The organism is Flavobacterium sp. CYK-55 (genome assembly GCF_018413465.1).
Lineage (GTDB): Bacteria > Bacteroidota > Bacteroidia > Flavobacteriales > Flavobacteriaceae > Flavobacterium.
Genome location: NZ_JAHCDK010000001.1, coordinates 316,819 through 329,684 on the forward strand (window position 1 = coordinate 316,819; position 12,866 = coordinate 329,684).

Here is a 12,866-nt window from a genome sequence, read left to right on the forward strand (position 1 = left end):
GCTTTGGGCAAGTGACTTTTGTATTTCAATTTTGCTTTTTACATGTTTTGGCTGATGCGATTTGCTAAATCAGTAAATTCTTCAGCAGACAAACGCACCTTGTTTTGAAAACGCATATCGTCCATTTGGTCAATCGGAATCAAATGCACATGCGCGTGTGGCACTTCTAAACCAATTACGGCCATACCGATTCTTTTGCAGGGAACCGTTTTTTTGAGTGCTGTAGCTACTTGATGCGCAAAAGCCATCAAACCGGCATAATGTTCTGCATCCATGTCAAATAATTGATCAACTTCTTGCTTCGGAATACACAGTGTATGCCCTTTTGCATTGGGATTTACGTCTAGAAAAGCCAAATAACGATTAGTTTCGGCTACTTTATAGGCCGGGATTTCTCCGTTGACAATTTTGGTAAATATACTGGCCATTTTATCTGGAGATTTCTAAGATTTCAAATTTCAAGGTTCCGTTTGGAACGGTAATTTCGGCCACATCGCCAACTGATTTACCCAACAATCCTTTACCGATAGGCGAAGTCACAGAGATTTTCCCGGTTTTAAGGTCGGCCTCACTTTCGGCTACTAAAGTGTATTTCATTTCCAATCCATTGGCTTGGTTTTTAATTTTTACATTAGACAACACCAAAGCTTTGCTTAAATCAAGCTGAGATTCATCAATCAACCTGGCATTGGCGTGCACTTCTTCTAATTTGGCAATGCGCATTTCAAGCAAACCTTGGGCTTCTTTGGCGGCGTCGTATTCGGCATTCTCTGATAAATCACCTTTATCACGCGCGTCAGCTATATCTTGAGACGCTTTTGGGCGTGCTACGTTTTTTAAATAATCAAGTTCTTCTCTTAGTTTTTTTAAACCTTCTGCTGTGTAGTATGATACTCCGCTCATAATTTCATCATTTATATAAACAGAAAAAATCCCTTAGTCGGGATTCCTGTCGGGCAAATATAACAATAATCTGTTAATGAAATGCCGACCAAATTTAATTAAATTATATTTGCTCACAAGATTTCAAAAACCTTTTTAGCATGAACAAATTCGGACTTTTATTTGGCTTTTTTTTGATGTTGAGTGCTTGCCAACAAGACTCGTCCAAACGAACGAGTAATCCGTATTTGCCCAACTATAGTTTTTCGGCGGTTTTAAACTTAAACTTACCGCTGTATAGCGACTTAAATACCAATTTAAACCCAAAATCAATTTCGCTTCCAAATGGAATTCAAACGGTTATCATGCGGGTTTCGTCTACTGATTATCGAGCTTGGAATGGCTACTGCCCAAATCAATCGCCGACCGCATGTTCAATTTTGAGCACTTCAGGCCTTTTTGCCAAATGCGGTTGCGACGATCAATATCAGTACAGTATGTTTGATGGCATAGGAGCTAATGCCCGATACAATATGGTGCCGTTTAGGGTTGAAGTTTTATCCAACAATACTATTCGCGTATACAACTAAAATTTCAAGGTCAGTCCGGCCAAAAAATTAATCCCTGCTTGCGGATAATAATAAGGGTATACATCATACATATAGCCGTTTGAAATATACTTTTTGTTTAAAATGTTGTTGCCCATCACGTTCAAAACTGCCGATCGAAACACTTTTTTGATTGGAATTTCATACGAAACTACCACATCATTCACCGCATAATCAGGCAAACGAGCCGATTCAGATTCGAGGTTGTTCATGTATTGTTCACCGACAAACTTAAACAACCAACTCATTTTGAGTCTTTGCGTGGGTGAAAACTCCAATCGATTGGCCGCAATAATTGAAGGTGAATAAGCAATGGTTTTATCTCCGATTTTTTCAGCGGCTACTTCAAGCGCCACATTTTTATTTTGGCTGTAGGTAAAATTAGGCTGAACCAACCAGCGCTTTGATAATTTCCAAGCGGCTTCAAGCTCTAAACCTAATCGATAACTTTTTTCGCTGTTTGAGCGAATCGGATTGCCTACATCATCCAGGTTACCGGTCAAAATAAGTTGATTTGTATAGGCCATATAATATATATTGGCGTTCCATTTTAAATTTTGGGATTCATGGCGCCAACCCAATTCATAATCATCGAGTTTTTCAGGTTTTGGGTTTCCGCCTTCATAATCGGTTCGATTGGGCTCGCGATGCGCTTGGGCATAAGACAAATAGGCTGTGTTTTGTTGATTGAGGCTATAGGTAAGTCCGGCTTTGGGATTGAAAAACGAAAATTGTTCACGAACCAATTGCAGCTGAACGCCATTGGCATTGTACAGTACATTTCTGAATTGTACATCGCCAAATAAGCCTAATTTTGTGTTGAGCTGATAATTGACTTTGGCAAAAGCCGTCGCATCAATTTTGGTGGCGCGATCATCGTAATAACGATCATTCGGATTCAAAGCTACCGTTGCCGAAGTCCAAACTACTTTGCCAAAATGATCTCCGAGATATTCATTCCAGCTGCCTCCAACTACTAAATCTAGTTTTCCTTTTTTATAATTGGCCGAGAAAGTGGTTCCGAAAAAGTCGTTGTCCAACCATTTGCGGTTGACCAAATCAGCTTGGGTTGCGCCATTAGCTGACGAAAGATGGTAATTGGCCAAAGTCGCTTCTTCTTTAAAATTCTCGTAATAACCATTGCCTTTGGTATAATGCAAAGCCGCCTGAGTGGTCAAATGCTCGGTGTATTTCTGGCTCCAATGCAACTGAAAATGATGTTGTTGGTAATAATCAATTTGGTTTTTGTAAAAACGCTCGTTGCCGGCATCGTCATAATACAAACCTGAATAATTATAGGTTGGGTCGGTTTTGTATTTGTCGGCATCGATTCCGTTCCAAGATTGATAGGTTTTTTCAACACCGCCAAAAACCAACGCTTTAATCAAGGTTTTTTTTCCTACATAAGCCGATTGTAAAAAATATGATTTTAAATCGGATGATGCGCGATCGATATAACCTTGCGAGTTGATGCTTGACACGCGGCCCGACATTTCAAAACGATCGCCGATGAGCCCAGAACTGAATTTGAGCGTGTGTTTGTGTGTATTAAAACTGCCATAAGTATTGGTGAGTTCGCCTTGACTTTGTGGGCTATACGATTCGGTTTGCATATTCAAGCTGGCGCCAAAAGCACCGGCACCGTTGGTAGAGGTTCCAACGCCGCGTTGCAATTGAACACTTTGTAAAGACGAAGCAAAATCAGGCATATTAACCCAAAAAGTTCCGTGGCTTTCTGAATCGTTATACGGAACACCGTTGATGGTAACATTGACACGTGTGGCATCAGAACCGCGCACTCGAATTCCGGTGTAACCAACTCCGTTTCCGGCATCAGAAGTCGTGACCACCGATGGCAAAAAGTTGAGCAAAATAGGAATATCTTGCCCGAGGTTTCGCGCGTTGAGTTCTTGTTTTGAAACATTGCTGAAACTCACCGGCGTTTTTTGCTGCGCGCGCGTGGCTTTGACCAAAACCTCATCAAGCGCGTTGACTTTTGTAGTGTCAGTTGTTTTTTGCTGGGCGCTGGCTTGACCCGAAAACAAAAGGCCGGCCAGAAGTACGGCGCCCGCGTGAGGGATGGCAGCAGAAATCAGGGTACCGAGTACGAGTGTGCGAGGCGAAGGCGCCCTATTGACGCGAACAGCCCGGCCCGCAGGGACACGCCCTAGAAATAATTGGGAAATTTTTGAACCTGAAAGGCTCGAAGCGAATAAAGTTTTCATTCGTAATGATTTTTACGAATAAAAGGGGTAATTATTCTGGATTAATAAATGTTGTTCATGCCTCGCGTAGTTTGTATTTTCAATACATTTCTTGACGCTCGGCCCTCCCTTGGCAGCATTACCTGCCCAGGTTCTTTGGGTATAATCTCAGCTCGTTATTTAGAGCACCCCTTTGAGACGCGGCGAAATTAATAATTAATTGCAAACAACCCGCAACTTTTTAAAGTTTTGGCTTTTGTCTAGAAGCTTTGATTTCTGAAGACCAACGTTTGTTTTTGATGCGTTTTTCTATAGCTGAACGCGGAATCTTGGTGGGTTTACGGGCTTTAGCAACCGTCAACGCTGATTCTAACAATCTGAAAAATCGTTGGGTAACCAAGGTTTTATTTTTGAGTTGGCTGCGGCTTTCATCACACGAAAGTTGTAATATGCCTTCTGAAGACATTCGGTTGGCCCATCGCAATTGCAGTTGTTCTTTTTGCTCTTGCGAAAAGGCTGATGACTTGGCTAAATCAAACAACAAAATGACTTTGGTGGATAATTTATTGACGTTTTGTCCGCCGGCTCCTGAGCTGCGAACGGCTTTGTAGATAAGTTCTGATTTGAGTTGATCTAGGTTCATGACTGTGGTTGATGTGCCGGTTTGAGCAAATCATTGACGGTTTTGACCGGATTGAACGTAATAAGCGGAACCTCAACAAAAATCGTGATCCATTTGGCCATGGCTCCGTTCCACAAGCCTGGCAATTCGTAGGCTTTGATGTTTTTTCCGGATTTGTTTTTATGGACAATGAATCCTGATTCAGTGTCGATGTATTGATTTAAATCAAATTTATTGCCTCTGAAATCTTTGACCGCGCAAACCAGATCAACCGGATTAAAATGGGTTGATTGTGCCAAGATTTGGGCTTGCGAGGGATTGTTTAAATCAATTTGTGAGGTTTCAATAATTTGAAGTGATAAATGACCTTTGGCATCGCGCACCCAAAATGGGCCGCCTCCGGGTTCGCCTTCGTTTTTGACCATGCCACAAACGCGCATCGGGCGATGAAGCAACTCTCTGAGGTGTTCTATTTTGTATTCAAAGGTGTATTTTTTGAAGTCGTCAATGATGGGCATATTGAGTTTTTCAGTGACAAACATCAAAATATCGGACAAGTGATTTTCTGTGATTTGTTGGTCTTCAATAAGTTTGAGCCAATCAAAAACCTGTTGTTGTAATTCAAGTAAAATACCTGCTAAACCTTTTTTATAGAGTGTGATTTCTTCAATGTGGTTTTGAATGACATTGTCAATGTTCTTGATAAAAACAACATCGGCATCGGTGCGATTGAGGTTTTCAATAAGCGCTCCGTGTCCCGCGGGTCTAAACACCAAACGATTGCGATCATCTCTGAAAGGCAAATTATCAAGACCTACAGCAATGGTATCGGTAGATTTATCTTGGAATGAAAAATCAATGTATATTTTGGTGTTGGTTTTTTGCTCAACTTTTTTGATTTCGGCATCAATAATGCGCTCAAATTGTGCTTGGTGAATATCAGATATCGTAAAATGCAAACGAGCAATTCCGTCAGAACTCGCATACAAAGCGCTCTCATTGAGATGCTCTTCAATGGGTGTAGCTGTATGTGTACTGTATTTGTGAAAAGGCAAAATCGCTTTGGGTTTGTTGCTGAAATTGAAATACTGATGATCAAGCAAAAGTTTAATAAACTCAAATTGTTTGCGATCGCTTTCCCATTGATGATAATCAGCATTGAGTTCTTTGAGGATGAGTTCAATGGTTTCGTAAAATGGAAACTTGTCTAAACCGGTCAAGAAAACTTTTAAATCAGGAGCATTTTGTCGGTTGATATAACTGTTGATGGTGTCGTTTTCAGGATCAAATTCGTTGAGAAATTCGTTGAGAAACTTGAACATTCTGCTCGCAGCTCCTGAAGCCGGAACAAATTTGAGCAATTTGAGTTTTTCTTTTTGCGCATCAAAATAAGCCGTATATCGCTCAAAATCTTCTTTGGCTAATTTGAGAATTCCATCGGATTTGGTGGCCGGTTTAACCAAAGCAGCTTTGGCAATTCCGTTTTGAAAAATGTCCAGATGTTGGCGGATGTCATCAAGCGAAATCCCTTTTTGATAAAACTGAACAAAATCATGCGAGGTAAAGCCTGACTTTTTGGCTTCGGTAAGAATTTCAACTATTTCAATGGCTTTTTTAAGACGCGTTTCAGCATTGCCGCTCAGAACCACAAATGGTTTTTCATGATCAATGAGTGCTTGTTTAAAAACCTCAAACGTTTGCTCACGATTGTCTGGTGCGTCGCGTAAATCATCTTTCTCCCAAGGAACATCAACATCGGTGAGAAAAAACAAATCGTATTTGTGCTTGCGCGCCGCTTTATCAAGCGATGGATCGCAAAAATTGTAATAGATTTCAGAGAAAACCTTAGTAACCATTAAACAAGTATCGCAAAAAAGATATTGATTGGCCGTGAGTAACGCCTCGTTTTCAAGCCGCGTTTGCCCAATCGCAATGGGCATTAAATCATCCGGATCACAGATTTGTTGGTAATTGTTCCACTTTTGCTGTAAATATTCACGTGCGTATTCAGGTGCCCAAACGGTTTGAAAATGCGATGCCAATTGTTTGGCCAAAGTGGTTTTTCCGGTAGATTCTGGGCCGAATAACGCGAATTTTATAATGATTGAATGTTGTTGCTTAAGGTTTTCCTCCATGTCCAATAAGCCCAAATGGCTAAAATTGTAAATATTAAATATTGCAGTGCCAGCATACCCAAGCCACGATAAGCATAGAGCGGAACTACCACTATATCACCAATAATCCAAAGAGTCCAATTCTCAATTTTTTTATGCGCCATGTACCACATAGCGGTAAAAAAAAGTCCTGATGACAACATATCGATATAATTGTCCGGGCGAATAGGATAACCAAAGGTTTTATAGACCGCGAAAACTACAAAAATTGTTAGTAAAAACAATAGAATTCCGATGATTTTTTCTGTGTTATTGGTTCGTGAAATCTGCTCGTTTTGGGTGTTGTTTTCTTTTTTTCTCGCCCATTGATACCAACCATACATACTCATGATTGAAAAATATCCGTTGAGCATCATATCGCCCAAATATCCAGCTTCATAAAGCAAATAGGTGGTAATAACTGTGGCTATCAGACCCGTAGGATATGCCCATATATTGACTTTTTTGACCAACCAAACGCTCCAGATTCCGAGTAAAAAGACAATTAACTCAAGCAAAACCCGAAAACAGGAAGCGTCTTTGTAGCTATTTAAAAAAAAATCAATCATGATTGCGCTTCAAAAAAATGAGGGTTTTCTTCAAATGCAGTTCCAATAACCACCAAATCTGCGCCAGCTTGATAAGCGTTTTGAATGCCTTGATAGCTTCTGATTCCTCCGCCTACAATAACCGGAATCGATACCGTCTGTGACACTTGCTGAATCATGTCGGTTGAAACCGGATGCAACGCACCGCTGCCCGCCTCGAGATAAATGAGCCCATGCCCTAAATATTGTCCGGCCAATGCGGTTTGTACAGCTAAATCAGTATTTTTTCTGTCGATGGGAATTGTTTGGCTCACGCGTTCAACCGCTGTTTGCGTTCCGCTTTCGATGAGTATGTAAGAAGTGGGAATTACTTCGAGTTGTAATTTTTGCAATGTAGATGCTGCCTTTATTTGATGCTCAATCAGATAATCCGGATTGCGCCCGGAGGTGAGTGATAAAAACAAAATACCATCAGCCGAAGCTGTAATTTGGGCAAAATGTCCCGGAAACAAGAGCACAGGTAGTTGGGTGTACGCTTTTAATTGCACAACCAAATCGTCTAAATGATGCCCGCTAAAAGTGCTTCCGCCCACCAAAATATGGGTAACCGGAGCTTTTTTGATTTTTTCGGACAACCACAAAACATCGTTGGCCGAGGTTTTCTCAGGGTCAATCAATACGGCCAATAATTTTTGACCTTTTTGTTTTGCTTCTTTGATGGATTTGTAAATAGAACTCATTCTGATTCAAAAGTGCAAACAAAGATATAGTCTTCGCGTTGAATAAAATGTACCGAAAAAAATTCAGTGCAGTTGTTAAAATCTAATCGCGCCGTGGCTTTGCCATCTGAAACAGAAAAAGGAAGTTCGCTGATGTGACTCGGATAACTGATTCCTTTTTCATTTTTGATTTTAAAAACAGATTCTTTGATGCCCCAAACCACTGTGGCTTTATGGGTTTGTTCATCAATTGAAAGTCCAGAAAGATGCAAATCAACATCCATGAATCTCGGAGCTATTTGCAATACTTTGGGTTTGATGGCTTCAATATCAAGTCCTAAATTTCTGTTGCTGATGGCTATTCCTGAAAAACCGTGCGCATGTGAAATTGATATAAATTGCCCATTGGAAAGCATTGGTTTTCCGAGTGCATCATAACTCAAATCAAAATCAGACAAACCAAGATGCCGCAGAATTTGACGCACAGACAAAAAACCTTTTTGATGTTCAGCTGATTTCATGTATTGCAATCGCTGCTCTGATTCAGGGCGTAAAGCGAGGTTTTGTCTAAGCGCAACCGATGATTCATCGATTTTCCAGAGATGTAATTGCGTATCGAACGGCAGCGGAATGGATTGGTAGAATGGCATAGTTTTGAACAATCTCTAGCCCCGGTAGTAGCGGCATCCTCCTGATTTTTTGTAGGCTAGCCGAAAGAAAATCAGGAGATAGAGCGAATGACGGGAAATAGCTCCAAATTATTTTTCTGATTATTAGCGGGTTAAAACGAATTAACGATTCATAAAATTAATTTAAAGTTTTTAAAACAAAAACTTAGTTCGTACTTTTGCCCACTCAAAATATAAACACAAATATACTATAAATGAGTACGACAACGATGCCTTATGTGGCTTACAAAGTAAAAGACATTTCTCTGGCGGCTTGGGGAAGAAAAGAAATTGAATTGGCAGAAGCTGAAATGCCAGGATTGATGGCGCTTCGCAAAGAATATGGCGCTTCACAACCACTCAAAGGCGCGCGTATTGCCGGTTGTTTGCACATGACCATTCAAACTGCGGTTTTGATTGAGACTTTGATTGCTTTGGGTGCTGAAGTAACTTGGTCATCTTGTAATATTTTCTCTACTCAAGATCAGGCTGCTGCTGCGATTGCTGCTGCGGGAATCCAAGTGTATGCTTGGAAAGGTTTGAACGAGGAAGATTTTGACTGGTGTATTGAGCAGACTTTGTTCTTCGGTGAAGACAGAAAACCACTCAACATGATTTTGGACGATGGTGGCGATTTGACCAACATGGTTTTTGACCGTTACCCAGAACTCGTAGCTGGAATCAGAGGTTTGTCTGAAGAAACGACTACCGGAGTTCACAGATTATACGAAAGAATGAAAAACGGAACTTTGGTGATGCCGGCGATCAACGTAAACGACTCGGTAACCAAGTCTAAGTTTGACAACAAATACGGTTGTAAAGAATCTGCGGTAGATGCGATTCGTCGTGCTACTGATGTGATGTTGGCTGGTAAAAGAGTTGTGGTTTGCGGATACGGTGACGTAGGAAAAGGTACTGCGGCTTCATTCCGTGGCGCAGGTTCTATTGTTACGGTAACTGAAATTGACCCGATTTGTGCTTTACAAGCGGCTATGGACGGTTTTGAAGTAAAAAGATTAGACACCGTTATTGGCAACGCCGATATCGTCATCACCACTACCGGAAACAAAGACATCGTTTTGGGCAGCCACTTCGAGCAAATGAAAGACAAAACCATCGTTTGCAACATCGGTCACTTCGACAATGAAATTGACATGGCTTGGCTCAACAAAAACCACGGCGCTTCTAAAGTAGAAATCAAACCACAAGTGGATAAATACACCATTAATGGTAAAGACATCATCATTTTGGCTGAAGGCCGTTTGGTGAACTTAGGTTGCGCAACCGGTCACCCAAGTTTTGTGATGAGTAACTCGTTTACCAACCAAACTTTGGCACAAATTGAATTGTGGAACCACAGCGACAAATACAACAACGAAGTATACATGTTGCCAAAACACTTAGACGAAAAAGTAGCTGCTTTGCACTTGGAGAAATTGGGCGTTGAGCTCGAAACTTTAAGAGATGACCAAGCTGCTTACATTGGTGTAGAAGTAAAAGGGCCGTTCAAGCCTGAGTACTACAGATACTAATCAATTTATTAATTGATAATAATAATTAACCCTCACTTTTCGTGAGGGTTTTTTGTTTTATATTTACTTTCATTATCAACCAACACACCGCTACTTTGAAAAAAATTCTACTTCTTCTGATCCTGGTTCCTTTTTCTGTTTTTGCCAATTTCTATGACGGAACGGTTAATTTCAATGACGGAACTTCAAAAACGGGTTTGATCGAACTGCCTGAAAACCCTGGCGTACAGTCGCTGAAATTCAAAACCGATATCAAAGCCAAACCCGAAAGCTTTAGCATTAACGATGTCAAAGGATTTGAAATTACCGAAAAAGATGCGGAACCCATTAAATATGTTGCCATGCATATTGCCAAAGGCGCCTTTTTTGGCCCCGGAGAACCCAAAGTCGACAAGAAAAAGTCATGGCTCAGCATTGTGAAACAAGGCAAGATAACGCTGTACGCGGCTTATGTAAGTTCCAAACCAGGAATGACAATGGGTTCTGCAAGAGCATCGGGTTGGGCCGCCGAAACCTTCTTCTATCTCGGAAGGCCCGATAAAGAATATGCAACACTCTTTTGGCTGTACATGGAAGGCAGCGGCGGTGTTTTTGCCATCAATAATTATAAAGTGATCAAGCGATTGACCAAAACCCATTTTGAAAATAATTGCCCTGCATTGGAAAGTTTTATCGACATCGATGATTTCAGAAAGAATGGCATTTCAAGAATCGTAGATTTATACGACGAACACTGCGGCAAAAATTAATAGCATTTCCTTATTACTAACAACACACAACATGAATACTTTGAAGAAAAATACATTATTCCTTTTACTGTTGGCCGGCATGCATTCCCATGCACAGATCATCAACAGCGCGCCATACATCCTAACGGTAGACGAGGCCAAACAATGGACACAAACCGGACCGACCGCATCCACTGATTTAATAGCCGCGGTTGCGCTTGCCCCTCGATTTACCGACGCCAGCACGCAATTCAATCCGGCCTTGACCCATCAGATGAAAATTGCTTATCTACCCGACGGCATGAACAATTTTGGCAATTACTTTGGCGAACAAAGTCAATTTAATCTATACAATTTTACGCATTGGCAATACATTGACAAACTCGTTTGGTTTGGTGGAACTGCCTCGCAAACCCTTCAGCTTCCCTCCTCGCCTTGGGTCAATGCGGCCCACAGAAATGGTGTAAAGGTTTTTGGAAATGTGTTTTTTGCGCCCACTGCTTTTGGCGGATCAACCACAACCTTAACCAATTTTCTCGAACAAGATGGCTCGGGAAATTTTATCATCCTGCCTAAAATGATTGATATGATGCAATACTACGGTTTTGACGGTTGGTTCATCAACGAAGAAACTGCTACCAATGCTACGACCGCTTTGCTCATGCGCGATTTTGTCAAAGCATTGACCGCAGCCGCTGAAGCCGTCGGAAAAGAAGTCATGTGGTATGACGCCATGCGACTCACTGGAGCCGTAGGTTGGCAAAACCGACTCAATGCCAACAACAGCCCGCTCGTGCAAGACGATGCTGACGGCGATACTGCCAATGGTTTTGAAAGCCGCGTAAGCAGCAGTATTTTTATCAACTTTTTCTGGAGTGGTGCCACCTTACCTGCCACCTCAAGAGCTCGTGCCGCTACTATTGGCCGTTCAGAGTTTGATGTCTTTACCGGAGCCGACATCTGGCCCGGACGCAATCAAGGTGATTTTGAAACAAGCGGCAACATCTTTATGAGCAACTTACACCAAACCGATGGCACGACACCGGTTACTTCACTCGGATTGTTTGCGCCCAACTGTGTGTACAACAATTCTACCTATACCAACTTCAACAATGACCCGAATGATTATGCAACGTTTTACAATGCCGAGAACCATTTGTTTTCTGGCGACGACAATAATCCGGCAACCGTTGATGCCTCGGGTTTTAAAGGATTATGCAATTGGATTCCTGAAAGTACCGTGATAGGTTCAGACCAATTTAGCACTAACTTTTCAACCGGACACGGAACCAAAAAGTTCTCTCTAGGAAATCAAATCAGCGCAAACAGTTGGCACGATATGAACCAACAAAACATTTTGCCTACTTGGCAATGGGCGTTTTCAGAAAACAATTTGCTATCAGCGCGCTGGGATTTTGACGATGCTTTTGCCGGAGGTAATTCAATCAAAATTTCCGGAAATCTGCCGGCCAATCATCCGGTTGATTTGATGCTTTATAAAGTAAGTTTAGACGGAACCGGCGGCATGGATCCGTTTGTTTTCAGTTCAAGAGTTGCTTACAAAAATGCTTCACCGGAGGCCAATTTAAAGTTGATCGTTGTCTTTGCAGATGAGCCCAATACCAGATACGCTTTTCCGATACTAGAAAGTTTTGACCTGTTTAACGGCTGGAAATTCAGCGATGTTGACTTGGCACCCAATTCTGATTTTTACTCCAGAAAAATGATTGCCGTTGGTTTGCGATTTGAATCTGAAAGTGCCATTTCTGATTTAAATGTCCATTTCGGAAGTCTTGAAATCAACGGATTTGTTTTGTTGGCCAATGCGCAAAATGTCAAAAACAATCACTTCGTAACCCTGAGCTATCCTGAAAAACAAAACAGTGTTTTATTTAACATTTCCTGGCCCAACGCAAAACAAATAGATTATACCGTGAGCGACTTACAAGGAAAAATCATCCGACAAAACAACATTGCGCTCAATGGCTCTACCAACTATACTTTTCAAACCACTGATTTGGCTGCCGGCATATACATCGTAAAGTTCAAAGACCAAAACAATCAAACCGAAACCCGCAAGATGATTATCAAATAAAAACTTCATACCAAACAAAAAGCCCGACTCAATGAATCGGGCTTTTTTTATGAGATAAAATCTAGTTCTTAAGCTTCAAATGATTTGATATTAAGAGGAGGAAGCCC

12 protein-coding genes are annotated in these 12,866 nt (G+C 41.3%); 4 read left to right on the forward strand and 8 right to left on the reverse strand.

Going from position 1 to position 12,866, the window contains the following annotated elements; translation table 11 throughout:
- Positions 1 to 38: 38 nt before the first annotated feature.
- Positions 39 to 428 carry an HIT family protein gene (locus KIH23_RS01410; RefSeq protein ID WP_213210865.1) on the reverse strand — a complete coding sequence of 130 codons (390 nt, stop codon included), beginning with the start codon at positions 426 to 428 and terminating at the stop codon, positions 39 to 41.
- A 1-nt stretch (position 429) separates the two neighbouring features.
- The gene (gene greA, locus KIH23_RS01415; protein ID WP_213210866.1) at positions 430 to 903 is read right to left on the reverse strand and encodes a transcription elongation factor GreA; all 474 of its coding nucleotides are present in this window, start codon (positions 901 to 903) and stop codon (positions 430 to 432) included.
- Positions 904 to 1,043: 140 nt separating this feature from the next.
- Here greA and KIH23_RS01420 point away from each other — a divergent pair, with 140 nt between their 5' ends.
- A complete protein-coding gene (locus KIH23_RS01420; protein WP_213210867.1) occupies positions 1,044 to 1,472 on the forward strand; it encodes a hypothetical protein in 429 nt (142 codons plus the stop codon).
- Here the strand turns inward: KIH23_RS01420 and KIH23_RS01425 are convergent.
- The 6 genes from KIH23_RS01425 to KIH23_RS01450 form a co-directional block, all read right to left on the reverse strand.
- Positions 1,469 to 3,715, reverse strand: coding sequence for a TonB-dependent receptor (locus KIH23_RS01425; RefSeq protein WP_213210868.1), 2,247 nt, complete (start codon positions 3,713 to 3,715; stop codon positions 1,469 to 1,471). The genes KIH23_RS01420 and KIH23_RS01425 overlap by 4 nt on opposite strands.
- Positions 3,716 to 3,935: 220 nt before the next feature.
- Complete coding sequence (arfB, locus tag KIH23_RS01430; protein WP_213210869.1) at positions 3,936 to 4,337, reverse strand: alternative ribosome rescue aminoacyl-tRNA hydrolase ArfB; 402 nt, start codon at positions 4,335 to 4,337, stop codon at positions 3,936 to 3,938.
- Complete coding sequence (locus tag KIH23_RS01435) at positions 4,334 to 6,451, reverse strand: DUF4301 family protein (RefSeq protein WP_213210870.1); 2,118 nt, start codon at positions 6,449 to 6,451, stop codon at positions 4,334 to 4,336. Before KIH23_RS01435 ends, arfB begins: the two co-directional genes overlap by 4 nt.
- Positions 6,412 to 7,038 carry a nicotinamide riboside transporter PnuC gene (pnuC, locus tag KIH23_RS01440; protein ID WP_213210871.1) on the reverse strand — a complete coding sequence of 209 codons (627 nt, stop codon included), beginning with the start codon at positions 7,036 to 7,038 and terminating at the stop codon, positions 6,412 to 6,414. Before pnuC ends, KIH23_RS01435 begins: the two co-directional genes overlap by 40 nt.
- Positions 7,035 to 7,757 (reverse strand): geranylgeranylglyceryl/heptaprenylglyceryl phosphate synthase, encoded by a 723-nt coding sequence (locus KIH23_RS01445; protein ID WP_213210872.1) that lies wholly within the window; start codon positions 7,755 to 7,757, stop codon positions 7,035 to 7,037. The genes pnuC and KIH23_RS01445 overlap by 4 nt, the downstream gene beginning before the upstream one ends.
- Positions 7,754 to 8,386 carry a 4'-phosphopantetheinyl transferase family protein gene (locus tag KIH23_RS01450; protein WP_213210873.1) on the reverse strand — a complete coding sequence of 211 codons (633 nt, stop codon included), beginning with the start codon at positions 8,384 to 8,386 and terminating at the stop codon, positions 7,754 to 7,756. The genes KIH23_RS01445 and KIH23_RS01450 overlap by 4 nt, the downstream gene beginning before the upstream one ends.
- Before the next feature lie 233 nt (positions 8,387 to 8,619).
- Between KIH23_RS01450 and ahcY the strand changes: the two genes are divergently transcribed.
- From ahcY to KIH23_RS01465, 3 genes are all read left to right on the forward strand, one after another.
- Positions 8,620 to 9,936, forward strand: coding sequence for an adenosylhomocysteinase (gene ahcY / locus KIH23_RS01455; protein WP_213210874.1), 1,317 nt, complete (start codon positions 8,620 to 8,622; stop codon positions 9,934 to 9,936).
- Between the two features lie 95 nt (positions 9,937 to 10,031).
- Positions 10,032 to 10,685, forward strand: a complete 654-nt coding sequence (locus tag KIH23_RS01460) for a hypothetical protein (RefSeq protein ID WP_213210875.1) — start codon at positions 10,032 to 10,034, stop codon at positions 10,683 to 10,685.
- Positions 10,686 to 10,716: 31 nt separating this feature from the next.
- Positions 10,717 to 12,759, forward strand: a complete 2,043-nt coding sequence (locus KIH23_RS01465) for an endo-beta-N-acetylglucosaminidase (protein WP_213210876.1) — start codon at positions 10,717 to 10,719, stop codon at positions 12,757 to 12,759.
- Positions 12,760 to 12,866: the final 107 nt, after the last annotated feature.